This is a genomic window from Dickeya dadantii NCPPB 898 (assembly GCF_000406145.1).
GTDB lineage: Bacteria > Pseudomonadota > Gammaproteobacteria > Enterobacterales > Enterobacteriaceae > Dickeya > Dickeya dadantii.
Genome location: NZ_CM001976.1, coordinates 2,845,983 through 2,871,210 on the forward strand (window position 1 = coordinate 2,845,983; position 25,228 = coordinate 2,871,210).

The 25,228-nt window shown below is 52.2% G+C and carries 21 protein-coding genes; 2 read left to right on the forward strand and 19 right to left on the reverse strand.

The annotated features are described in order from the left end of the window. Window positions 1-283 precede the first annotated feature (283 nt). The 15 genes from gspM to licT form a co-directional block, all read right to left on the reverse strand. Window positions 284-745, reverse strand: a complete 462-nt coding sequence (gene gspM / locus DDA898_RS12975) for a type II secretion system protein GspM (protein WP_038911393.1) — start codon at window positions 743-745, stop codon at window positions 284-286. After that, a complete protein-coding gene (gspL, locus tag DDA898_RS12980; RefSeq protein ID WP_224061952.1) occupies window positions 742-1,920 on the reverse strand; it encodes a type II secretion system protein GspL in 1,179 nt (392 codons plus the stop codon). The genes gspM and gspL overlap by 4 nt, the downstream gene beginning before the upstream one ends. Then, the gene (locus tag DDA898_RS12985) at window positions 1,910-2,830 is read right to left on the reverse strand and encodes a type II secretion system protein GspK (RefSeq protein WP_038911395.1); all 921 of its coding nucleotides are present in this window, start codon (window positions 2,828-2,830) and stop codon (window positions 1,910-1,912) included. Before DDA898_RS12985 ends, gspL begins: the two co-directional genes overlap by 11 nt. Next, window positions 2,827-3,372: a PulJ/GspJ family protein gene (locus DDA898_RS12990; protein ID WP_038911396.1), complete on the reverse strand. Its 546-nt coding sequence runs from the start codon at window positions 3,370-3,372 to the stop codon at window positions 2,827-2,829. The genes DDA898_RS12985 and DDA898_RS12990 overlap by 4 nt, the downstream gene beginning before the upstream one ends. Further along, on the reverse strand, window positions 3,369-3,737 hold the full coding sequence (gene gspI / locus DDA898_RS12995) for a type II secretion system minor pseudopilin GspI (RefSeq protein ID WP_038911397.1): 369 nt from the start codon (window positions 3,735-3,737) through the stop codon (window positions 3,369-3,371). Before gspI ends, DDA898_RS12990 begins: the two co-directional genes overlap by 4 nt. A 35-nt stretch (window positions 3,738-3,772) precedes the next feature. Then, window positions 3,773-4,189, reverse strand: a complete 417-nt coding sequence (gene gspG / locus DDA898_RS13000) for a type II secretion system major pseudopilin GspG (RefSeq protein ID WP_038911398.1) — start codon at window positions 4,187-4,189, stop codon at window positions 3,773-3,775. Between the two features lie 19 nt (window positions 4,190-4,208). Continuing rightward, window positions 4,209-5,450, reverse strand: coding sequence for a type II secretion system F family protein (locus tag DDA898_RS13005; RefSeq protein WP_498371144.1), 1,242 nt, complete (start codon window positions 5,448-5,450; stop codon window positions 4,209-4,211). Further along, window positions 5,407-6,885 (reverse strand): GspE/PulE family protein, encoded by a 1,479-nt coding sequence (locus DDA898_RS13010; protein WP_038911400.1) that lies wholly within the window; start codon window positions 6,883-6,885, stop codon window positions 5,407-5,409. Before DDA898_RS13010 ends, DDA898_RS13005 begins: the two co-directional genes overlap by 44 nt. Then, entirely contained in the window at window positions 6,885-8,969 is a 2,085-nt protein-coding gene (gene gspD / locus DDA898_RS13015) for a type II secretion system secretin GspD (RefSeq protein ID WP_038911401.1), read from the reverse strand. The genes DDA898_RS13010 and gspD overlap by 1 nt, the downstream gene beginning before the upstream one ends. 15 nt (window positions 8,970-8,984) lie before the next feature. Beyond that, the gene (locus tag DDA898_RS13020) at window positions 8,985-9,473 is read right to left on the reverse strand and encodes a type II secretion system protein N (protein WP_038911402.1); all 489 of its coding nucleotides are present in this window, start codon (window positions 9,471-9,473) and stop codon (window positions 8,985-8,987) included. An 868-nt stretch (window positions 9,474-10,341) separates the two neighbouring features. After that, entirely contained in the window at window positions 10,342-11,526 is a 1,185-nt protein-coding gene (locus DDA898_RS13025; RefSeq protein WP_038911403.1) for an esterase, read from the reverse strand. Between the two features lie 56 nt (window positions 11,527-11,582). Further along, complete coding sequence (locus DDA898_RS13030; RefSeq protein ID WP_038911404.1) at window positions 11,583-13,199, reverse strand: carbohydrate porin; 1,617 nt, start codon at window positions 13,197-13,199, stop codon at window positions 11,583-11,585. 132 nt (window positions 13,200-13,331) lie between these two features. Next, window positions 13,332-14,729 carry a glycoside hydrolase family 1 protein gene (locus tag DDA898_RS13035; RefSeq protein ID WP_038901460.1) on the reverse strand — a complete coding sequence of 466 codons (1,398 nt, stop codon included), beginning with the start codon at window positions 14,727-14,729 and terminating at the stop codon, window positions 13,332-13,334. 32 nt (window positions 14,730-14,761) lie between these two features. Further along, window positions 14,762-16,657 carry a PTS beta-glucoside transporter subunit IIABC gene (bglF, locus tag DDA898_RS13040; RefSeq protein ID WP_038911405.1) on the reverse strand — a complete coding sequence of 632 codons (1,896 nt, stop codon included), beginning with the start codon at window positions 16,655-16,657 and terminating at the stop codon, window positions 14,762-14,764. Between the two features lie 294 nt (window positions 16,658-16,951). Continuing rightward, window positions 16,952-17,803 (reverse strand): BglG family transcription antiterminator LicT, encoded by an 852-nt coding sequence (licT, locus tag DDA898_RS13045; protein ID WP_033111924.1) that lies wholly within the window; start codon window positions 17,801-17,803, stop codon window positions 16,952-16,954. 490 nt (window positions 17,804-18,293) lie between these two features. On the opposite strand from licT, the gene DDA898_RS13055 reads away from it, so the two are divergent. Beyond that, window positions 18,294-18,758, forward strand: coding sequence for an Lrp/AsnC family transcriptional regulator (locus tag DDA898_RS13055; protein ID WP_038911408.1), 465 nt, complete (start codon window positions 18,294-18,296; stop codon window positions 18,756-18,758). A gap of 164 nt (window positions 18,759-18,922) precedes the next feature. Here DDA898_RS13055 and DDA898_RS13060 read toward each other — a convergent pair whose 3' ends face one another. The 4 genes from DDA898_RS13060 to DDA898_RS13075 form a co-directional block, all read right to left on the reverse strand. Continuing rightward, on the reverse strand, window positions 18,923-19,213 hold the full coding sequence (locus DDA898_RS13060) for an AzlD family protein (RefSeq protein ID WP_038911409.1): 291 nt from the start codon (window positions 19,211-19,213) through the stop codon (window positions 18,923-18,925). After that, a complete protein-coding gene (locus tag DDA898_RS13065; protein ID WP_050570266.1) occupies window positions 19,210-19,941 on the reverse strand; it encodes an AzlC family ABC transporter permease in 732 nt (243 codons plus the stop codon). Before DDA898_RS13065 ends, DDA898_RS13060 begins: the two co-directional genes overlap by 4 nt. Window positions 19,942-20,374: 433 nt before the next feature. Continuing rightward, window positions 20,375-21,532: an NADH-dependent flavin oxidoreductase gene (locus DDA898_RS13070; protein ID WP_038911410.1), complete on the reverse strand. Its 1,158-nt coding sequence runs from the start codon at window positions 21,530-21,532 to the stop codon at window positions 20,375-20,377. Between the two features lie 187 nt (window positions 21,533-21,719). Then, window positions 21,720-22,640, reverse strand: a complete 921-nt coding sequence (locus tag DDA898_RS13075; RefSeq protein WP_038911412.1) for a LysR family transcriptional regulator — start codon at window positions 22,638-22,640, stop codon at window positions 21,720-21,722. An 872-nt stretch (window positions 22,641-23,512) separates the two neighbouring features. Here DDA898_RS13075 and pykF point away from each other — a divergent pair. Further along, window positions 23,513-24,925, forward strand: coding sequence for a pyruvate kinase PykF (pykF, locus tag DDA898_RS13085; protein WP_038911414.1), 1,413 nt, complete (start codon window positions 23,513-23,515; stop codon window positions 24,923-24,925). The last annotated feature ends 303 nt before the right edge of the window (window positions 24,926-25,228 follow it).

A 25,228-nucleotide genomic window follows, 5' to 3' on the forward strand; every position in this document is an offset into this window, starting at 1 on the left:
CAGCGTGCATGTAATGATAATATTCTTATGCGCCGGACCGCCAAGGTGAAAAGCCAGCGCCTTTACATTGTTAACATAGACAATTTCGCCTCCCACTCCCCCTCCGCTCACCTGTTTCATCTTGGCATACCCGGTTACACCACTATCAGACTGGGCAATTCTGGCGTAGGGGAATGCGGGCAGCAACACAGCAAGCTTAAGTAAATGCCGCCTTGAAAAAGCGGTGTCTATGACGGGCATAACGGTTCTCTTTGGCATCGTATTTTTTGCATCGTAGTCTCGCTTATTCAGTCGGGGTTGAGGAATGTAACACCACATGCATCAGGCGAATGTCGCCAGGTTCGCCCGTTGGCACTGCGTCAAGCTGAACCACTCTGATGCCATACTGCTGCTGAAGATCGCTGAGCCAGAGAAACAGCTCGTTGAAGCGGACCACCGCCGGGGCCGCGAGCACGGCTTCGCGCTGACGGTACTGGAATGCGGTGGCGAGAGTGGCTGGCGAAGCAGACCGCTGGAGGGCTTCCTGTAACGGTAACGCGAGCATTTTTTTGTCGGGCCGGGCCGCCAGCCAGACGGTGAAATCCTGCTGCTGTGCAACCCAGACGCTGGCCTGATGCAACTGCGCGGATTTTTCGCGAAAGTGCACCAATAGAGCCAAGAGAAGAATGACGATGGCCCCCATTGCAGCCAGCCAGCGCCGTTGAGCCTGGGTAAACGTGCGCCATGTGCGCGCGACAGCATTCACTGGGGCCGCCTTATGACGAGGGTAACGTGAGTTTTTTCCGCCTGGGTCTCATGAACAGCCACGCTAACGGCGGCGGGGGCCGTATGAATCAGCCTTCTGGCTTCTGCTTCCGACAGGAGAACGTCAAGCGTCAGTTGACGCTGCGACGCATCGAACTGCAGGCGGGCAATCACTGGGGCGTGGAATCGCTGGCTCAGGGTTAAATAATCGGCTAACTGATCAAAGAAGTTGCTCTCCCCGCTCACCGCAAGCTGCTGTTGACGATCCCTGATTAATCGCTCCAGCACCAGTGGCGAAGCGCTCGCGTCGTCGATGGACTGGCGGGCATAAAACGCCTGTAAAAATGCCGTGTCCCGATGTAGTTGATAAACCACCCTTCCCAGCCCGATCGCCAGCGTAATCATCACGGCAGCCAACAGTCCCAGGCTGGCGGTAGCGATATAGCGGTGCAGGGGTCGTACATGCGCAATGTACAGTGAGGCAGGCAGGCCGCGCAGCAGATTGACCCCGATATGTTCAGGCGGCGCAAAACGCTGAGCGTCCGGCAGGGCTGGGTGTTGCGCCGCCCAACGCTCTGCCTCCACCGGAGGCGGACCGTAGATCGACACCGATTCTGGCGCGGTAATATGGGGCAGCAAAGCCTGAACCGACGCCGCAGGCAGCCAGTATCCGGCGCCCTTACTAAAACGGAACAACCAGCGCTGTTCTGCCCAGGCCAAGACGACGGGGGCATCGGGCAGGCCCAACCATTCAGGCAGAATCTGCTTCACGTTAACTCCTGCCGCTTTCACTTCCCCCAGCACCGCCGACAGCCATGCATGCGGACAGCCGAATATCAACCCGCTGTCGCGGTCAAGCTGCCACCAGTGAAAATCAGCGGCGGGCTGGCCCAGCTTATCTTCAATCAACAGCGCCAGCTGTGCGGCCGATAGCGCGGCTTTTCCCGTGACGCGAGCCGTTTCCAGCACACTCTGTTCGGCGGGGATCCATAACGTGGCGTCGTCCTCTCGCCGGGCAGCATCGGGCAGCGTTAATTCCATCAGGCTTTTGGCCTCTCCCCGATGAACCGGCTCACTACTGCCGGCAGCGCACCACCACCACCACCGCACCTCTCCATGCGGAGAAGACGGCAGCAGGATTGACAGCCGGGCCGTTTTCTTTTGCTTAAGGAACATCGAGTTCACCAGAATCAATAAAATAGCTGCGGCGGTACACCAACGCCTGGCCTTGATAAAAATAGAGCAAGGTCGCAAGGCCGAGGTTGTGGCCGCCCGTGGAGAAGATCAGGGTTAAGAGGTAGTGGTGGCTGCCAAAATTAAGGTAGCGGTTATTGTGCGCGAGAGTCGCTAAGGCCGGCGGCAGATCCTTTTCCCCACGCCATCCTGTAGCGGGTCGGCTTTGCAATAACAGCTCAAGTGACGGCTGTTTATCAGGAGCATGCAGCACCTCAGCCAACAGTGGCAGCGTTTCGTGGGTTATCGCATTGATGTTAATTTTAAATGCGTCAGGCGTTTCCGACAGTGAAAAAATCGGCCACACGCAGCTGATCCGCTGCAAGAAACTCCTTTCAGCCGCCGGCAGCGGCAGCAGGCTCAACTGGCTGGTATCGATAAACTCCGCGCCGTTTAGCCTGGTTTTCAGCACATTCGGCGGCGGAAGAGGCGAAAAACCCTGCTTTGCTAACGCAGCATTAATCCAGTCGCGGGCCACATTTTTACCAACGCCGGCGCGGTCGGTTTTCTTCGTCTCAATCAGCAGCCAGTTGAGATTAAAGCAACCCGATAAATCGGCTACCTGGTAGCGGATCGCCTGACCGCTAGTGTCTTGCGTAGTGCCTGTTGCGGCGACAGCGCCGGTAGCCAACTGGCTATGATGCTGAACCAGCTGCGCGCGCAGGCTTTGCGCTATCATCGATTCTGCGCTCAGCAGCGCCCAGCGCTGGTTAATCTGTTGACGATGGTGACGCAACGAGTAATGCAGAAGCAGGCTGCTCTGCATTACTCCCGCCAGTAAAAGCATGCCGATAAACACCACCAGCATCACCATCAGCAGGATAACGCCTTTTTGGTCATCAGCACGCGTCATGGCCTGCCCCGCAGCAAAATCAGGCGCTGATACGTTCCCAGATCACTGAGGGTCACGGTGAGTTCAATTGCACTGGGTGGCAAAGGCTGCCAGCCGGTCGCGTTTTGCCAACTGCCCTGCTGGTAAAAACGCAGGCTCCACCCCTGCACCCCGGTCAGGATGGCTTGCCAGCGGGGAGCGAGCGACGTTTGCCGGTAGATCACTCCGTCCTGCAGGCGCCACGCGATCTGCACGGTCGATGTCGGTTGAGAGAGCGGGCGGCTACTGAACGTCAGCGTACTCAGCGTGCTTCCATCCAGCGGCGTGGTAAACAGCAGTACGTTTCCTCCCACGCGTTTAAACGGAACGAGGTTAGCGAGGTCCTGATGCATCTGCTGCATGCCCGTCAACAGCATCCTGATATGCTGCTGCTGAAGGCGCAAACGCAGACTACCGTTATTCAGCCCTCGCAGTATAAAGAGCGAGCTCACCAGCAGTACCGAGGCAACGGCAACTGACAGCAGTACTTCCAGCAGCGTAAATCCTTTCTGAGCCTGCTTCATGGCGGCGCAATATTGAGCTGGACCAGCGGCTGCGGCTGCGTGGCGTTAAACACCCTGATCTGCAAGAGCCTGATGCCTGACGACTCTGTCTCCTGCGTGTAGCCCAACTCCCAGCGCCAGCGTTGATTACCCATTATGCTGCTGCCCGAAACCGGCTCGCCGCTGGCAGGCAAAGGCGTCAGATGGGAGAGAACCAGAAGATTATCCGCGACCCAGCCCGCGATAATCGTCTCCCGGATGTGTACGGTCATCGACATCTCCTGAGAAACAGCACGGAGAATAGTACTGCCGCACAGCGCCAGAATAAGCGCTGCGATTAATACTTCCAGCAAAATTATCCCTCTGACTTTTTTATTACTGGTCATAAGGCGCCTCTCGCTTTTTTATTTCAAAACAGCGACTATTTCGTCCAGTTTCCAATATCATCTGCGGTGCCGACTTTTTCATCCGGCCCTGAAGAGTAAATATCTATATCCTTATGTCGCCCCGGATTAGCATAGTAGTAGGCATGCCCCCAGGGGTCTTTGGGGAGATCGTGTACATAGCCGCCGCTCAGACTTTCGCTGTTTCCTTCTGCCGTCAGGGCAGACAGCCCCTCGTTTTCTTCCGGGAAACGATTATGGTCGAGGTGATACATCTCTAATGCGTTTTCAATGGCGCTAATATCCGCTTTGGCTTTTTGAATATTGGCCCGCTGTTTGCTACCCATAATATTGGGAATTACCAGGGTGGCCATCAATCCAATAATTAAAATAACGACCATAACCTCCATCAAGGTAAAACCTTGATGGACGCTTTTCGTGCGCCGACGTGACATAAATATTTACTCTCTAGGGTTATATTGCATTACTGAGTTGCATAATAGGCTGGAGTATTGACATGACAATAAAGAAAATAAAGCTGGAGGTTATGATTAACAAACCATTCTCACTCAGCAGTAATAGCAGGCCAATCTGTCGTTTAAGGCTCTCCTCCTGTACATCAGCGATATATTTCAGCATCTGTTCTAGCCTGCCGCTCTGCTCACCGGAGGCAATCATATGTTTTACCATCCCGGAAAAAATATCGTTATTACTGAGCGCTTCTGTAAGCGACTTGCCTTCATTCACCTTTTGGCTGGCGGCTGCGAGCTGAAAGCGCGCAAAACTGTTGTTAAGCACATTTTCGGCCACGCTCATCGACTCCAGCAGCGGGATCGCGCTGGCGATTAAGATCTCCATGGTGCGGATATAGCGTGCGCTGCTTATGTCCCTTAATAGTGGGCCGATGGCGTATAACCTGAGCAGGTGACGATCCAGCCAGAGTTTACGCGCGGGTACGCGCGCGATCTGGTGCAGGCCGATTGCCAGCGCCACCAGTGCGATCAGCAGCATCCAGCCATATTGATTCAGCAAATCGCTCATGGCTAACAGCGTTCGCGTGGTCAGCGGCAACGGGGTATGCATTTGCTGAAGCTGCATTACAACCTGCGGCACCACAGAGGAGAGTAAGACCGACACCACAATAATGCTCATTACGGCAAGCAGCGCGGGATAAAGCAGCGCCTGAATTAACGTATTTTTGGTTTTCTGGCGCTGATCGAGATAATCCGCCAGTCTGATCAGCACCAGCGCTAAGCAGCCTGTCGCTTCCCCGGCGGCAACCATCGCGCAGTATAAGCGGTTAAAGCTGTACGGCAGGGTTTGCAGCGCCTGGGCGAAACTCACGCCTGCTATCAGTTGTTCCCGCACGGCGTTGAGCACGCCCCCCACGGCTTGCTTATCCGCCTGACTCGCCAACGTCGTTAGCGCTTCCTCCAGCGGAATACCCGCCTCAAGCAGGGAAGCAAGCTGGCGGGTTAATAACGCCAGATCGAGGGTGGATAACCTTTCGTGGCGGCTCAAGAAAAGCAGCCACTGCTGCAACAGGCTGGTGCGGCAACTGACCATAATTAACTGCCGGGCGAATAACTGCTCCCGCAGCGACTCTTTTGAAAAGGCACGGCGGCGGCCGGTAACCAGCTCCCCCTCGGTATTGACTGCGGTATAGCGAAAATTACGTATCGTCATAAAGCTCACCTGTGACTCGGATGACCTCATCAATAGAGGTTAAACCAGCCAGAACTTTATTAATTCCATCCTGGCTGAGTGAAACCTCGCTTCCGGCCAGCGCCGCCAGCTCACTCTCATTTTTTTGCTGATAGATTCCCTCACGCATCGGTTCATTAATGACCACCAGCGCCTGAATCAGCGTACGCCCACGGTAGCCGGTATTAAAACAGGCCGGACAGCCCTGCGCCTGATATCCCGTCATGCCCTCCTGCCAGGGCACGCTGAGCATCTGGCATTCCGCCGCCGTGATGGCTACGGGCTGGCGGCAGTGGGGACACAGGCTTCTTACCAGCCGCTGTGCCATGACAGCGTTCAGCGCGCTGGCCAGCATAAAAGGCTCTATGCCCATGTCCTGCAAGCGGGTAAGCGCGCTGAGAGCGGTGTTGGTATGCAGGGTTGACAGCACCAGATGGCCGGTCATCGACGCCTGTACCGCTATCTGCGCCGTCTCCTGATCGCGAATTTCACCGATGAGAATCACGTCAGGGTCCTGGCGCAAAATAGCCCGCAATCCTTTGGCAAAGGTCATACCAATTTTGCTGTTAACCTGAGTCTGCGAGATATTGGCGATGTCATATTCAACCGGGTCCTCGATAGTCATGATATTCAGCTTTTCTTGATCGAGTTCGTTGATCATTGCATACAGCGTTGAGCTTTTACCTGACCCCGTCGGCCCCGTGACCAGAATGATGCCATTCGGCCGATTCACTAACGAAGCCACCTTTTTTTTCACCGTTTCAGGCATGCCGAGCTGACGTAAATCCAGTTTAACGGCGTTTTTATCCAGCAAACGCAGCACGATTCGTTCCCCATAGCTGGAAGGTAACACCGACACCCTGACATCCACGGCCCGGCCCAGTATGCGTAAGCTCATGCGCCCGTCCTGCGGTTTGCGCTTTTCTGCAATATCCAGACGGGACATAATTTTTAATCGTGAAACCAGCAACGAAGAGAGGCGCCGCTCCGGCTCAAGCTTTTTGTGCAATACGCCATCGAGGCGAAAACGGATGGCGACCCGCTGCTCAAACGTTTCAATATGGACATCGGAGGCGCGCTCCTTCAGCGCCTGCGCAAGAATGGCGTTAATCAGCTTAACGATAGGCGGATTATCTTCGTTATTGAGAATCTCTTCGTACACCGGCAGTGCGTCGGCTAACTGATACATATCCAGATCCTCACTCAGCCCGGCCATGACCTCGCTCGCCCGCTGATCGCTATTCTGAAACGTGCTGGCGATGCGCTCAGCAAAGGCATCCTCATCTATGGCACTGAGTAACGCGCCCGGCGGGCAATAGCGCAACGCGCTCATAATCGCCTGCGGATGCGCATCGCTGCGGTAATAAATCCACCAGGCATCATCCTGCTTCTCAATTAAAATGCCCTGGCTTTTCGCCCACTCCAGGCTGGAGATGTTTGGATGCATTAGCGCAGGCTCACCGTGAATTTCTGAATACCGTTCAGAATGGCGTTCACTCCGGCGTTCGGGCTCTTAATCGCGTGCGGCGCAGAGAAATTCCGCCCTGCCTCATCGGCCGCAGAGGAAGACGCGCCTCGCCTCGCCTGCGCGGCTTCGACGCCATCGCTACGAATAATACGCGGGCGGATAAACAGCATCAGATTGCGCTTGTCATCATTATGTGAGGTATACCTGAATACGTGGCCCAACCAAGGAATATCGCCCAGCAGGGGAACCTTGTTAACGGTCTCTTTTTTCTCATCATCCAGTAACCCGCCAATCACAACGGTTTCGTTATCCTGGACCTGCACCACGTTATTCACCGTACGAATATTAAATATCGCACCGAGATTATTATTCGCCTGCGCGGTATCGGACAGGCTGGAAATTTCCTGCGAAATATTTAAGAGGATGGTTCCGCTCTGATTTATGCGGGGCAGAATACTGAATTTAATCCCAATGGTGCGCCGTTGGACGGTATTGAAAATATTATCGTTATTGGTGGTTTGCGAACCGGTTAAAATAGGTACATCCTGGCCGACGTTAAATTCTGCCCGGTGATTATCCAGGGTGACTACGCTGGGCGTTGCGATAATATTATTACTCTTGCTACTTTCAAGCGCGTTAAACAGTGTTCCCCAATTGCCATGATAGAAACCGGCAACCAGTCCCTCTGTACCTTTTAACGCATTCACCAACGGATTATCCTGGCTGAACCCATTCCCGACATTAATGCTATTGAAATTGCTGCCGCCATAGTTCTTATTTCCCCAAGCGATGCCGAGATTCAGGCCTTCGGCTTTCTGCACTTCCACCACAATCGCTTCAACCAACACCTGCTCATGCCGGACATCAAGCTGCTGTATAATCGATGCCACCTGCCGCATGGCGGCAGGTGGCGCGCTGACGACCAGAGCATTGTTATCGCGATCGGCATGGACACGGGTTTGCCTCACCAGCGTATCGCCGTCGCCGAACATACTGTTGGGGTCATTCGAAAAATCCGCGCCAGGCGCTGCGCCGCCGCTGGCGGCCTGACCGTCCAGGTTTGCGGGCTGCCCAGGGGCCATGCTGCCCTGCGACTGTTGCGCCAGCAGCGTTTCCATCGACATGGCGCTAGCGCCCGTGATCGGCAGCGAGCCCGGTTCAGGGCTTCCCGACTGGTTATTGCTGAACAGTTTCGCCATCTGTACCGCATCCGCATATTTTAGAAAAAACACGCGCGATTGCTGACCAGGCACGTCCATAGCTGAAATTAACCGACCGATCTCCGCTTTCACGTGCACGCCGCCTTTTACCACAATGGTCCTTGTCGCATCGTTGCCATAAATTAAAGGCGCATTTTTATCTTCCGGGGTGAAGTTTCTGAAGGTATTCTGCAAAGCTTTAGCAATATCCGACGCTTTTGCCTGGTTCACGCTAAATACCGCTGGGCTGTTATCTGCCCTGGCATTGTCAATCTGATTCACAATATCTATCAACCGTTCAACCACATCCTCGCGCCCGGTGAAAATAAACAAATTCCCTGACGAGTAATATTTCAGTTTCACCGCGCTATTTTCTGAAATTGCACCTAGGATGGGTTCCAGTTCGGCACCGGACAGTGCGTTCATTTTTGCCAGGCGCACTACAATATTTTTTCCTCGCCCCTTTCTGCCCTCCGCCCAGGTGGCCCGCAAGGATTGCGCTAGGGGGACGACATTCAGGGTATGATTGTCGATTTTAACTACGCTGTAACCATAGGCCTCCATTACGTTCAGAAAAAAATCAACGTATTGATTTTCATCCAGGTCATCATAACTACGTACAGAAATCTGCCCCGTAATTGATGGATCAATAATAATATTTTTCTTTAAAATTTGCGCTGCAGTCGCAACAAATTCTTTTATTTCCACTTCGCGAAATGATGCTGAATATTTCTTTGATTCTTTCTCATCTTTTTTGGTAGCCAAAGAATGAACATCATCAGTCGTAGTTTCCTTCTCAGCACAAACACCTTGCGATATTATGAAAATTAAAAAAAGTGCGTTTACTCTAAAAATGTTATTCATTATTAAACCCTGATCTTAATCATTTTTAAAATGTAACGACCGATAATATCCATTACTATCAATGATAATTTCATCTGTCAAAATCAGAAGGATCTTTTCATTGCCGGGTGACAACACATCCCCTGCACGGTAGGTCTGCTGTATATTATTGCTTGCAACCGTTATCCTTGCGGCATTGGCGTCAACCGAATAAACGATCCCCGTGAGCCTAACCGGCGATTCAGACTCCGGTGCATGCTGTATAATGTACTCTGATAAGGGATGGTCATAAATTCTAAATGGATTGTCACCATCCGATTCGACGACATGCGATTCACCAAAGAGATGTCTTTCTGTTACCGCCTTTTTTTGTTGTGCAGTATAAAAATAGTGGCTGATATAAAATATGCCGCCCGGTGCGGGCCAATCATCTTGTTGCTCGATTAGCCAAGCGACAAACGCCAAAAAACTCAGCCATGAGATTCCGCTTATTACTTTTTTCATCGTGAAATTAATATTTTTCATGGTGCATACTGATTTATCTCCTTAATGAAAAAGGCCCAGTACTGCCGCTGTCAGGTCTGCGGCCGGCACGTTCAACTCGAGTACACGTTCAACTCGAGTAAGAGTGCCCCCGGATGAATATGAGCATGACCTGTTACAGGTCGAATCATCCTATTGAATAGGCAACCGAAAATTTTCATTTTTTGAACAGGCATATTTCCGTATATTCAAACAGAAAAGTCGCCAGCGTTATTGTTAAATTTGTCTTTATCTTCACGATTTTTCTCTTCATTTCATTTTTTGAGATTTCTTTATCAGAATCATCTGTTGTGTAAAACAAAAACATAATTTTACTGAAGACATAGAATTTCACTGGAAAAAATAGAATTACACTACGTTTATTGTTGATACTAGTAATACCTCACTAACTAAAAACGCTAAATTTTTCAAATTCACGGTTCAAACATTAAATTCATAAATAGGTTACACCTTTTCATGCTGAGTTTCATTCACGAATCATTGCACGTTAACCTACACATTTAACAGTGCTACCGCCCTTGGGATGTTTAACCCAAAAATGTATTTATTAAATCTTTTTGTCGAATTTCCTCTGAAATAAACTTACACTTGCTGACCTTGATTTACATGAGATTCGTCTTAATAAAATTTATGCTTTTGTTGCAGGTTTAATCGACACCGTTGCAAATAACAGTACAGACAAATTCACAATTTAGATCACGATGAAATATATAGAAATAGTGGTTAACCAAGCTCATGAATAACACCGCTGGTCATTGATCTCTCCCTTAACTCTTCTCTTTGTTCAGTACCGGCAATAAAAAAACGGGCAGGATGCCCCGCCCGTTTCCATATCTGACCTGCGCGATGGTTACTTGAAGATCTTCTGCACAAATTCGATATACGCCGGGCGCCAGACATCCATTTCATGCCCCAGACCGGGATATTGCCGATAATCGAATTTCACGCCTTTCTGTTCCAGTTGCGCTTTCAGCCCGGCGATATCCTTGCCGGTCACCGTATCCTTTTCGCCCACCGCCACGGTGAAATTATGCAGTTGCTGATTGATGCCGGCGGCATTGCTCAACTGCGCCGTGACCTGCGCGTTCGGCACCGTTTCGGTGGTCACGCCGCTGAAGGTCGCCAGCCAGCCGAAGTGCTCCAGATGGCTCATCCCGGACACCAGCGCCTGATAACCGCCTTGCGACAGCCCGGCCAACGCCCGACCATCGGCATCGCGTCGCACATTAAACCGCTCACTGACCAGCGGAATAATGTCATGGATCAGCTCACGATCGGCCGCCGCCGCGTTACGCGGATAGAACGTCTTGCGTCGCTCTTTCGGCGCGAAATCCTCCGCAATGGCGTCGGCGGCATCGGTTTCGGTATCCGGGATCACCACCAGCATCGGCGCGATCTTTTTCTCCGCCAGCAGGTTATCCATGATTTGCGGAATGCGGCCCTGCGCAACGGCGGAATCACCGGCATCGCCGAACCCGTGGTAGAAATACAGCACCGGCAGCGGCTTGCCGGTACCGGTGTAACCCGGCGGCGTCCAGACATAGACCTGCCGTTCCGATTTCAGCGACGCCGAGTGATACGTGACGGTACGCAGTTCGCCATGCGGCACCGGCCGGGTATCCAGCACGCTGCCCGGCACCAGAATCATGCTGGTGTTGACCTGACGCTGCGGTTTGGGCAACGCCGAACCCGTATCAATGCTGCGAAAGCCATCCACATTAAAGAAGTATTCATACAGATTGGGACGCTGCGGCTCGCTGCGCCACGACCAGACGCCCAGATCGTTCTTCATCATCGGGTGCGCCACCCAGGTTTCCGGCGTCGCGCCGGTCACCACGCTCACCGCTTTGGCGTCGGGCGCAAACAGCCGGAAAGTAATGCTGTTATCCGCGTTGACCTGCGACAGATAGTGTCGGGTCGCCACATCGGCGCGCGGCAGCGCCGGGATAGCGCCCGATGCGGCCAACGCCGCCAGCGGCGCGGATAAACTCAGTGCGGAAAGCAGCAGGCACAGACAGGTTTTCCTGGTTTTCATTCTCAACCTCTTTTTATTGGTACAGGGTAAAAACGGGCGGGCTGTGTCATGGCGGATCACCACCAGACCTCAGCCTGAACGCCGGCGGTAAATTGATTTTTCTTGCTATCGGCAAAGGTGAACTGATCCAGTTCGTTATCCAGCACCCGGATATAGGTGCCGTAGAAGCGGATTTCCGGCCGGGAAGCCAACATGCTGGTGTCGACCTTGATGGTGTGGAATAACGTGGTTTTATAGCCGGACTCGGTGAAATATTTCCCAGCCTGATTCTTATTGGTCTGGCTGAAATAGCCGAGCTCGACGCCGCTCTGGTTGTAATTACTCCAGATGTAAGCCGGCCTGATGACCGCACGCACGCTGTCGAAATCGGTATGGGCCCCGGTGTCATAGCTGTAGACATCCTGCCCGCGGGTATACACCAGCGCGTTGGCCATGATCACATCCGGACGCAGGTACATCTCCCCTTGCGAAATCAGGCGCAACGCGGTGCCGCCGCTGTGGTCGCCATAATATTTGCCGTTGACCGCCACAAACGGACTGGATCCGGCATAGCGCGCCAGGCTGCTGGCAATGGAGTTATTGGCCAGTTGTGCGGTGAACTCATTAAAACCGTTATTCGGCAACGCCTGACGCAGCACCACGCCGCCCAACCACGAATCCTTCATCGGGAAATAGTTGTTATTGGCTTCATTGGTTTTCTGGGTATCGTTTTTATTCGCCATCGCATATTTGCCCAATACCATCAGACTGGCGCCGTTCCATAACGGAATGCCCTTATAGCGCGCTTCCACCGCGTTGGTATTCATCTGCTGATATTTGGTCAGGTCGCGGTTATAAACATCGATGTCCTCGCGGGTCAGCGCCACATCAATAGATCCGACGCCCGCCCTGATATTTTCTACCCCCACACCGGCGGCGGAGTCGGTTTTATTGCTCTTCCAGTCCAGCATCTGAATTTCATACACCGGCAGCGCATGCTTACCAACCCAGAAATCCGCCTCCGGCGCAAACGGCAGGAATCCTGTGGTGGTGAGATAAATATCCGAGAACTGCAATTTGTTTTCATTGCTGCTGTCTTCACCAAACCAGCCGCCGGAATAGGACTGCCCAACGTTGCCGTCCAGTTTTATCACCCCATAGGCAGACTTGCCGTCTTTGTTGAATACGCGTTGTTTGAGGATCAGGTCATACCAACTGGTGTGCTCATTGCCGAATCGCCCCAGCGAACCAATGGCCCAGGATTTCGGCGACCCTTGCGACCCGGTGGCCCAGCCGGAACGGAAATAACCGGAATAGGTAAAACCAATATCCTCTTTTACATACTGACTGAGTTCATGCAATGTCATGGAAGCACGACTGTCGAGTGATACTGCCACAGAAGACAATCCGTTATCTACAGACAGTCCATTATCTGCGATCGGCGTAGCGGTTTTCGCGACGCTGCCGGCATTATTTTTATTACCTACGCTGGCGGCGGAATTATCCCTGACAAGAGTGATGGTTTTATTTTTCTTCTCCTGTTCTTTATAACGCTGCAACTCCTGTTTGGTTTCCTGTAGATCTTTTTCCAGCGCAGCCAACCGTTGCTCAACGGTTAATGACGCCGCAGTGGAAATAAATGATATGGGATAAAGCAAGCTGGCTATCACCAGATAGCTATTCTTTATTTTCATCTTCACGTTCCCCGTCGGATAATCGGATAAATAAGCGGATAAAGAAAAACAACAATTCACGCCGGCCGGTTAACGGCGAGCGTCAACAGCCTGCGGATATCGCTATCCGCAGGTTGATTTCAGATATATTTATTATCGCGTCAGCGTTTTTCCGTGACTGGCAATAACGGATTGATACCAGTAAAAACTCTTTTTACGTCTCCGCTCCAGCGAACCCTGACCGGCATCATCACGATCGACATAAATAAAGCCATAACGTTTGGACATTTCCGCCTTCGAGGCGCTGACCAAGTCAATCGGTCCCCAGCAGGTATATCCCAGCACCTCAACGCCGTCGTCGATAGCTTCGCCGACCTGCACCAGATGATCATTCAGGTAGCGGATACGATAATCGTCATGAATGTCGCCATTCTCTTCAATCTTATCTTTCGCGCCCAGCCCGTTCTCGACAATAAACAACGGTTTTTGATAACGGTCGTACAGGAAATTCAGTAAATAACGCAACCCCAGCGGATCAATCTGCCATCCCCATTCAGAGCTTTCCAGATACGGGTTCGGCACCATATTCAAAATATTGCCGCGCGTTTTTTCGAGTTGAGCTTCATCGGTGCTGACGCAACCGGTCATGTAATAGCTGAAGGAAATAAAATCAACGGTGGCTTTCAGATCCTGCGTATCCTGCGCCGTAATATTCAGCGTAATACCCTGCTCCCGGAAATACCGGTGCATATACCCCGGATACGCGCCGCGCACCTGCACATCGCCGAAGAACAGCCATTCCCGGTTCTGATGCAGGCTTTCCATCACATCTTCCGGCTTGCTGGTCAGCGGGTAGAGCATCGCCCCCAACAGCATGTTGCCGATTTGCGCGTCCGGAATAATGTCGTGACAGGCTTTTACCGCTCTGGCGCTGGCGACCAGTTGATGGTGGATCGCCTGATAAATCGCCGCTTTATCGCTGTCCGGCGCCAGCCCGACGCCGGTAAAGGGCGCATGCAGCGACATATTGATCTCGTTGAACGTCAGCCAACGCTTAACCTTGTGGCGATAACGCGTAAACACCGTGCGGGCGTAGCGCTCAAAGCAATCAATCGTCAAGCGGTTGCCCCAGCCGCCGTGTTTTTCCACCAGTCCATACGGCATTTCATAGTGTGACAACGTCACTAATGGCTGAATACCGTACTTTGCCAGCTCATCAAACAGCCGATCGTAAAACGCCAGCCCCGCCTCATTCGGCTCTGCCTCGTCCCCCTGCGGGAAAATGCGCGTCCAGGCTATCGATATGCGCAGGCAGGTAAACCCCATTTCCGCAAACAGCGCGATGTCCTGCGGGTAACGGTGATAAAAATCAATCGCCACATCTTTGATGCCGCTGTCGCCCGGCTGGCGCGTCACAATTTCGCCGAAAATGCCCTGAGGCTGTAAATCCGACGTGGAAAGTCCTTTACCATCGGTCAGATAGGCGCCTTCCACCTGATTGGCGGCAATCGCGCCGCCCCATAAAAAATGCGCCGGGAAAGGGTTGCTCATCACTCATCTCCTTTTTTCTGTTCAATAATCATTCAGCACACCAGTTGCGTCAGCGGCGCATTGGCGTCCACCTTGCCGCTGGCGACGGGTTCAACCCCGCGATAGTCTTCGCTGTTGGTAATCACAATCGGCGTGGTGAGGTCATAGCCTGCCGCCTCAATGGCCGGGCCATCAAATTCCAGCAGCAGGTCGCCCTGGCGCACCACATCGCCGACACGCACGTGCGGGGTAAAATAACGGCCATCCAGCCGGACGGTGTCGATGCCGACGTGTATCAGCACCTCCGCTCCGCCTCGCGATGCCAGGCCAATGGCATGGTGGGTTTTAAACAGCGACGCCACGGTGCCGTCTACCGGCGCGTACAGCCGCCCCTGCGTAGGTCGAATGGCGATCCCTTTACCCATCACGCCGCTGGCAAAGGTACGATCGGCCACCTGCTCCAGCAGCAGTACTTCACCGGACAGCGGACTGAACAACGTCTCATCACGAACAGCGCCAGCGTTGGCCTGTATTTCCGTCGTTACCGCCGGACTATCCGCGACTGCCGGTTGCGTTTCATCTTTCGGCACGCCAAACGACCAACTGGTCAACGCAGCAAACGCAAAGGCCACCAGCGTGCCGATCACCGCCGCCCAAACGCTGCTGTCCACGCCGGTCGGCGGAATCACCTGGGTAAAGGAGAAAATGCTGGGAAAACCGAACGAATACATGGTGGTATGAGCATATCCCATCACCGCCGCGCCCAGCGCCCCGCCGATACAGCCGAAGATAAAGGGACGACGCAGCGGTAGCGTCACGCCGTATACCGCAGGCTCGGTAATCCCGAAAATCGCCGCGGAAAACGCCGACCCGGCAATCCCCTTGCGCTTCAGGTCCTGGGTACGCAACAGCACGCCCAGCGTGGCGCCGGCCTGCCCCAGCACCGCCGGCACCAGCAGCGGCAGCAGTGTATCGTGTCCGATCACACTGAAATTATTCAGCATCAGCGGCACAAAGCCCCAGTGCAACCCGAAAATCACGCATACCTGCCACAACGCGCCCATCACGGCGCCAGCCAGCAATGAATTCAACCCGTACAGCCACTGGTATCCGCCCGCCAGCATCTGGCTCAGCCAGGTAGCGCTCGGCCCAATCAGCAGAAAGGTCAACGGAACGCTAATAACAATACACAGCAGCGGCGTGAAGAAATTACGGATATTGGCGTGCAGCCAGCGATTCAGCGGTTTTTCCAGTTTGCAGGATACCCAACTGGCAAACAGAATCGGAATGACCGAGGAGCTGTAATTGATAAAAGTAATTGGAATACCCAGAAAATGCAGCGTTGAGTGATCCGGCGCCTGCATGGCGTTGAAAGCGGCGATCATGCTCGGATGCACCAGCGTGGCGCCAATCACCAGCGTGGTAAATGGGTTGCCGCCAAACTTCTTGCCGGCCGTATAGCCCAGCACAATAGGGAAGAAATAGAACAGCGCGTCGCTGGCGGCGAACAGCAATTTATAGGTGCCGCTGCTTTCCGATATCACATGGGTGGCGACGCCTAGCGCCAGAAAACCTTTCAGGATCCCCGTCGCCGCCATCACACCGACAAATGGCGTAAATATGCTGGAGATGATGTCGATAAAGCCGGAAAACAGGCTATTCTTTTTCTCTTCTTCCGGCGCAGCCGAATCGCTAAAGCGCGCCATGCCGTCCAGAGAAAGCAGCGCCTGATAAACATCGGCGACCTGATTTCCCACCACCACCTGAAACTGGCCGCCACTTTCCACCACCATGATAATGCCCGGATTATTTTTCAGCGCATCGGCATTGGCGTTGGTATTGTCCCTGAGTTTAAACCGCAGGCGCGTGGCGCAATGTATCACGCTAATAATATTTTCCTGACCGCCTACGCCATCTCTTATTTCACTGGCTAATGTTTCGTAATTCATTACTACATCCTTAATGCTCAGCCCATGCCCGGAGAAAACCGCTGAGTGACCGGTATATACGGTTCCAGGACACCCATTTTCAAAACAAAAAAAAACCTGAACCGTCTCATCGCGGCGCAAGGCTCGCAAAAAACGGTTCAGGTTTTGCCTGTATTTTCCGCTGAGGGATATACAGTCGCAATCCATATTTATTGCTCTACAGATTACCAGTGCGATTTATTCTGACAAGCCTGTCACCCAGGCAATCTGTTATTTTGTGATATCACGCAAACTTCGGTTTTCCGTACCCGAGGTTTATTCGGCCGCCTGCTCCTGCAATTCCGAACGCACCCGTTCGATATGAATAGCCAGAAACATCAGCTCCTCCTTAGTCAGGGTATAATCGTAATTCAGCATAATGTGATCCTGAATTTTTTCAGCGCAGTGATACGCCAGCGTATATTTTTCTTTCACCACATCGTGCAGCGATTCGTCTTCGCTGAATACCGGCGTGCGCCCCAATAATCGCTGTGCAAAAAACTTCAGATGAGTCACAAACCGGTGATAGCTGAACGCCTGCTCGTTATAGTCGAGATTCAGCTGGTATTTGACGATATTCAGGATTTCCTGCATCACGCGGGTAATCCGCATCACTTCCGGCATATGGCTGTCCAGTTGGGCATTCACCAGATGCAACGCAATAAAACCCGCTTCATCTTCCGGCAATCGCACCCCCAGCCGCCGGTGAATAATGTCCAGCGCATCCAGCCCGATGGCGAACTCTTTTTGATACAGCCGCTTGACCTCCCACTGCAGCCCGTTGCGGATATCCACCCCTTGCCGGTGGCGTTCGATGGCAAAGTGGCAATGGTCGGTCAATGAGATATAGAGGCTGTTCTGCAGGTTTCCGCTCAGCTTCTCTTTCGCCAGCGCGATAATCCGATCGGCGGTGGTCACTACCTCCAGCGGGATGCGCTCCAGCACATCGCTCAGGCGGGCGGTCAGCTCGCTGCTACGCAGAGAGAAAATTTTTTCGATCAGCGCGGCGTCCACGGTATCCCCCGGTCGCTTTTTGAATCCCAGCCCCCGCCCCATCACGACCTGTTCGTTATTCTGTTCATCCATGACCGTGACGACATTATTATTCAATATTTTGGCGATCTTCATTGTCCGACCCCTGAAAACAAAAAAACCAGACGCTCGCTGCAAACGCGAACATCTGGTTTTGCCTGCCAATAGCAGTAGCAATCCCGGATTGCACGCCGCCATGACAGAAGAATGTCGCTGATCGGGCACAACCTGTAGGCGCTAACTTACCACCGGCGCGCGCGGGCTCAACTACCCGGTGACGGAAACGTGACCGGGATCGACACAAACCCGACGCCGCCGATTATTAACAGACGTTAACAACCCGATGGTCTTCTGGTGGCTGCATGGGCCGATACTTCAGTATCGAACGGCAGTCTGCTGGCGTACCGGGAGAATTTATCATTGTATGCGATGTACACATCACCAACTGCAAATGTCAATTTGGAATCAAAAAACACAGTCAGAAACGCAATGAAATTGCCAGAAAACGCGCATTTACCTTTCTGAAATGCATGTTTTTGAATTTTGCAGCATACTGAGCCACAGGTTCAATTCGTAATGGTATGCAATGCTAAAAATGGATGAAATTGATAGCCGTATTCTGCGAGAATTGCAAAAAGATGGCCGTATCCCCAACAATATTTTGGCCGAAAAAGTTGGCTTATCGCCTTCTCCCTGCCTTCGGCGGGTAAAAAACCTCGAAGACAGCGGCACCATCGATCGCTATGTGGCTATCCTGAATCCTCAGACCGTTGGGCTTAACCTGACGCTGTTTGTCCGTATCTGGCTGGAAAGTCAGGGGGAAGAAACGGTTGCGCATTTTTGCCGCGAGGTCGCGAGGCTGCATGAAGTCGTTGAGTGCCACCTGATGGTCGGCGACTGCGACTTTATCCTGCGGGTCGTTGCAAAGGATTTAAATGCCTATCGGCAATTTCAGATCAAGCACCTGGCACGTATTAAAGGGGTGCGGAGCATCAAAACCGAGCTCCCAATGCAGACCATTAAGCAGACAACTGAACTCCCGGTCCGATAAAAAGCATTGCGGGCGAACACCCGCATTCCTTACTGACTACACAAGGATACAGAACGGCTTTCTGGATCGACGTCATTATCGTGAGCTCGCTTGTAATGACGTCGATTGTAATGACGTCGATTGTAATGACGTCGCTTGCAAACGCCGTTGCCGGGTGCCTTCCGTCAAAGCAGATGGCGTAAAAATGCCGTTGTCAGTACGCTGATGATCACCACGGGGAGCAGTGAAAATCGCATGGCGGCCAGCAGCGAAATAAGTAATGCCAGTTGGCCGGCCGGTTCAGTAGTGACGAAATGAGGTGCGATGACAGTGATCAGCACGCAGCCGGGAGCGGCCTCCACAACGGCTTTTAAACGCGGCCCCACTCGTCTTCCATGCAACAGCGCATAGCCGGCTATGCGTGTCAGGTACGTGGTGATTGCCATCAGCAGGATGGTCAGCAATGTGAGGCTCATGATGTTTTCCCGTTCAGTAACAGTATTGCGAGCATCCCCGTTGCTGCGCCGACAGGTACATAGGCCGCGCCGGGCCAAAAATGATAGGTCGCCGCAGCGCAAACAAGGCTGACCAGCCACGGAAGTGCAGGCAGCAATCCGCGCCACATCCCTTTTAAAAGCACCAAAAAAACGGCGGGAAACGCCATGTCGAAGCCCCATTCAGTCACATCACCGAGAACCGGCCCAACAATAACGCCGACCCCCGTCGAAATAACCCAGACGAGCCACAGCGCAGACGCCACGCCGGCATAAAACCCCATGCTGAAACCTGAAGAGCCCTGCTGGCGGCGCTTTGCGGCGTCAGCGACACTCATTGCCCAACTCTCATCACACATGAAAAACAGCGCCAGAAGCGCGTGACGACGCGGAAGATGAGCAAGAAAAGGGGCAAACGAGGCCCCCATTAGAAGATGGCGGCTGTTAATCAGCATGCTGACGAGCACGATGGTCAAAACATGAGGGGGCGACGTCCAGAGCGACATTGCAGCGAATTCAGAACCGCCACCGAAATTCAGTCCGGTCATCAACACCAGCGCTGATGCAGAAAAGCCTTTCTGCGCGGCCTGCGCGCCCAGCAACAAGCCAAACGGAACGAACCCTATCATCACCGGGATAGCCGCCACCAGCCCCCTGCTGAATTCATTGGCGAAGGTTCCGGTATGGAAAAATGCAAACAAACGGGACATAAAAATACTCCTTTCAGGAAGGAATATTATAAATTTTCCCTATTGGAATTTGCGGGCGTATTGGCTGTAAAAACCCACAACATCGGCACCAAATTTCACATTTTACTCATTTTATGAAATTCTTAATCACTACTCTGGTAGATTGCCATATCCAGCCTTAAGGCCAGCGACACGTTTATTTCAGGGGCGAGCGATGCCTGAATCTGGAGCCCTCGCCTTTATCCGATGCTTCTCTGAACCATTCGACACGGTTCGTAAATTAATAACCAAAAGCAGGATACGTAACGGGCCGATCTTTTGTTACAATTCAATAAAGTAATAATTGGGGAATGTGCTTCCCAGTTGAAGGGAGGTATTTGTTCACTACGTCTGTTAGTGTTGTTCATTAATCAAAAGAAAGCCCACTGTATGAGTGGGCTTCCGGGAATATCAATCAAAGATAAGTCACATTATCTATCTGTCGGGCAGAGTCATCGTTAAGACCGAGGATATCGAAACCCGGCATATCCCGAATAAACTCAAGGAAAGGGGGCTTGATGCCTAAATCGTCCAGATCGGCGGCATGTAAGCGGTAGCGAATCGTCTCTTCATGCCCGGAAATCACCTTCTCAACCCAGTTAGGATCAATAATAAGCTGATGACCCAGCGCAACAAAATCAATATCGCTCTGCATCACTTCTTCTGCCTGTGCAGGCGTTCTGACATTACCTACCGCAATAACCGGTTTTTTAGGGCTTTCTTTCTTAAGCTGCGTAATAATCGGCGCCGTATTGTTTTTATCACGCATCGATGAGCGCCACACGGAGCCCATAGAAACATGGATATAATCAAGCTCGGTTTGCTGTAACTTCCCGACGAAATATCGGGTATCATCCAGCGTAATGCCGGGCTCTTCAATTTCCTCCGGTGATAAACGATACCCCACAATAAATGAAGGCGATGCATATTTATTTTTGACCTTCATCACCTCGTCAATAACGGCCAAAGGCAGGTTTAATCGTTTATCAAGACTGCCGCCCCACTCATCGGTGCGCCGGTTAGAGTGAGGAGAAACAAATTGCTGCAATAAATACGTATTTGCGCCATGTAGTTCGATCCCATCAAAGCCGGCCTGAATTGCTCTTCGCGTCGCCTGAGCAAAATCATTGATTAAACTTACGATCTCAGCGGAGCTTAGTTCGCGTGGCGTCTCTGCGCCATTTCGCGGCGCGGCCACGGCGCTGGCGCTAACCGGCTGCAATCCGCGGGTAATAAATGAATTGGTCATTCTCCCTGCGCTGAACATTTGCAGAATGGCTTTTGCCCCACGTGATTTAATGGCATGGGCCAATTTCGCCAGGCCGGGGATTTTACTGTCATCGTCAACCCCCAATTGACCTTCAAACCCTTTACCTTCTTTATTAATGTACGCTACTGGTGTAATAAATAAACCAACGCCGCCTGCACGCTGCTGCATATAGTTTATTTCTTCCAGTGTGACGGTTCCGTCCTCGAAAGACATCTGCTCAGTCATTGGCGGAAGCACTACCCGGTTTTTAATAACCACCCCATTGGGAAGCGTTATAGGTTTGATAAAACGATAATCCGTCATTTTTGCTCCAAAATGATAATAACCACATCAATACGACTAATCAGTTATTCGCATACTAGAGGAAAGATTAGGGAATGTGCGTCCCATAATAGGGGAGCAGGGAGAGCTAATTTGAGGAAGCGGTATTAAAGTTATGTATCACATCAATACCGCAACATAAAAAAAACAAAAAAAGACAAAATTCAACCTAGATTATTTCTCGCCATGGTACGTCTTTGTTTTGCCATTCATCGACGATCAAATCAACGAACCCTCGAATTCTGGGCGACAGATGCCTTTTACTTGGATAAATTATCCGCACAGGCTCAGGCGCTATTTTAAATTCCGTTAAAATAGCGACCAGTTCACCCTTCTCAAGCGCCTGGAAGGCCAGATAGTCTGGCAATTGAATAATACCGAACCCGGCAATGGCCGAAGATAACATCGCTTCTGAGCTATCTATATCCATGCGGCCCGGTCCGTCATAAATAAAATCCCCGAACGGAGTCATATAGCGCCAGTTTCGGCGCTTCTCCGCGTTACGAAAGAAAACGGTGTCGTGTTTGCTTAATTCTTCCGGGGTCACAGGTACGCCACGCCTTGCTAAATATTCAGGCGAGGCGCAAGTCACCATATGCTGGGTCGCGATGGTTCTCGTGAGTATCCGCGAGTCGTCTTTTGGCTCGCCAATGCGGATGGCGATATCAAACCCTTCTTCAATCAGGTCGACGTAGCGATCGGAGAACACCACATCGGCTCTTAGCTCCGGCCATTTTTTTAGAAATCGATCGATAACGGGAAGTACATGCCGTTGCCCTAGCGAGAGCGGCGCGGTCAACCGCAGGGTGCCGGTGGGTTTTTCTCGCCGCAGCGCCATGGTTGCATCGACTTCTTCCAGATCCTCAAGAATTTGCTTGCATCGCTCATACATGATTCGCCCCTCTTCCGTCAGGCTGAGCTGGCGTGTCGTCCGGTTGAGCAGCCTGACGCCCAGTTGGGATTCCAGCCGTGTGATGCTTTTCCCGATGGCCGAGCGGGATACCCCCACGCTGCCCGAGGCGCGCGTGTAATTCCCTGAGTCAACCACAGCCACAAAGGCCGCGATGTCACCTATACGATTCAGTTCCATAATGTCGCTCTCTGCGGGGAAGCGCCTTCCTTCCCGTGATATGGGAATAGTATTCCCCAAATTATCGCTTACTCATCGCATTAGCTTAACAACAAGCCGTTAGCAGGGAGGAGTTGTTTTTTGTACGTCATCGATACAGCACCTTTTACTGACCATCGCTCAGCGTCTGTTGGATAACGGTGGCTAAAGCGCCGAACGGGAATATCAACGATGTGGACGGCTCCCGGGGATGGATAAAGCAGTTGGCGGTGGTTAACGCGAGTTGCCGCGTTACCCTGGTCGTCACAACCGTTGTAATGAGGAATCGAATTATTACGGCGATTTTTTGATAGTGGACAATTTTTTGATAACGGGCAATTTTTTGATAACGGACAATCGTACCTGCATAACGCCGAAACCCCCGCTGCATATCTTGCCAGACCAGTCAGTAACGCCCTGGGCGCCAGGTTCATTCCACATCGATAGCCAGATATTCTTAGTGCATTTGCGCAACAAGTTTGTGTAAAAACAATAAATCGCACATTTTTTTGCGCAAGAGCACGAAAATACGCGTTATCCTTCCGTTCAATGACTTGTATCTCTTTGCCTGATAACTATAATACGGAACGTCGTTTCATTGAATGGTTTCAGCGAATCCACGTGCCACGGACAAAAACACAATCAACAACACAATCCTCCGGGATATTGCCGCCTCGCCCACTCTTGATCATGGGCAATATCCGGTCACGTGCTTCTACGCTCTCCCTCGTCTGTCACCATCTATACTTATCATTCTCTCGCAGTCGCAAACGTATTGTCCCCGGAGGTTCAGCTTCGTCTAACCGCCGGTCACCCTGTTTTTTTATCCATCACAACTTGTAGAAACTACCGTTATGAAAAAGACTAAAATCGTTTGTACCATCGGCCCGAAAACCGAATCAGAGGAAGTGCTGGGCAAACTGCTGAAAGCAGGCATGAATGTGATGCGCCTGAACTTCTCTCACGGTGACTATGCCGAACATGGTCAACGTATCAAGAACTTACGCGCTATCACGGAAAAAACCGGTCTGAAAGCAGCGATCCTACTGGATACCAAAGGCCCGGAAATCCGGACCATTAAGCTGGAAAACGGCGCGGACGTCTCCCTGACCGCCGGTCAGACCTTCACTTTCACCACCGACCAGAGCGTCATCGGCAATAAAGAACGCGTGGCGGTAACCTATGCCGGTTTTGCCAACGATCTGAGCGTCGGCAACACCGTACTGGTCGACGATGGTCTGATCGGTATGGAAGTCATTGAGATCAAAGGTGGCGAAGTTATTTGTAAGGTGCTGAACAACGGCGACCTGGGCGAAAACAAGGGCGTTAACCTGCCGGGCGTTTCCATCCAGTTGCCGGCGCTGGCGGAAAAAGACAAGCGCGACCTGATTTTCGGCTGCGAACAAGGCGTCGATTTCGTGGCGGCGTCCTTTATCCGCAAACGTTCCGACGTAGAAGAGATCCGCGCTCACCTGAAACAGCACGGCGGCGAGCACATCCAGATCATCTCCAAGATCGAAAACCAGGAAGGTCTGAACAACTTCGACGACATTCTGGACGCCTCTGACGGCATTATGGTGGCGCGCGGCGACCTGGGCGTTGAGATCCCGGTTGAAGAAGTGATCTTCGCTCAGAAAATGATGATCGAAAAATGCAACCAGGCCCGCAAAGTCGTAATCACCGCGACCCAGATGCTGGACTCGATGATCAAGAACCCGCGTCCGACCCGCGCCGAAGCCGGTGACGTCGCCAACGCCATCATCGACGGCACCGACGCGGTGATGCTGTCCGGCGAGAGCGCCAAAGGCAAATACCCGCTGGAAGCGGTCAGCATCATGGCGACCATCTGCGAACGCACCGATAGAGTGATGACATCGCGTCTGGATAAACTGCAAAGCAGCAGCAAACTGCGCATCACCGAAGCGGTGTGCCGTGGCGCGGTGGAAACTGCAGAGAAACTGGAAGCGCCGCTGATCGTCGTCGCCACCCACGGCGGCAAATCCGCCAAATCCATCCGTAAATACTTCCCGAATGCCCGCATTCTGGCGCTGACCACCAACGAAATCACCGCGCGTCAGCTGCTGCTGAGCAAAGGCGTGGAAACGATGCTGGTGAAAGAAATCGCGTCCACCGATGATTTCTACCGCATCGGTAAAGAAGCAGCGCTGAAGAGCGGCATGGCCCAGGAAGGCGACGTAGTGGTGATGGTTTCCGGCGCGCTGGTGTCGAGTGGTACCACCAACACCTCTTCGGTACACCGCCTGTAATTCGATAATGAGAATATTTCAAAGCGCCCTGCGGGGCGCTTTTTATTTTGGCGCCATGTTTATCGCTGATAAATAGCGCGATCGGTTATACAAAAAAAGCATATCCGCGGCCGTGAAGGTCGGAGTAATCTGATAAGATAGCGCTGTTTTCCTTACTTTTTTAACCTGCCTGTAAAACTCGATGATTCTTTGAGCGAACGATCAAAATTAAGCATGTTCCCATCAAAAATTTATTCTCATCAGAAAACGGTTTGTGTAATACTTGTAACGCTACATGGAGATTAACTCAATTTAGAGGGTATT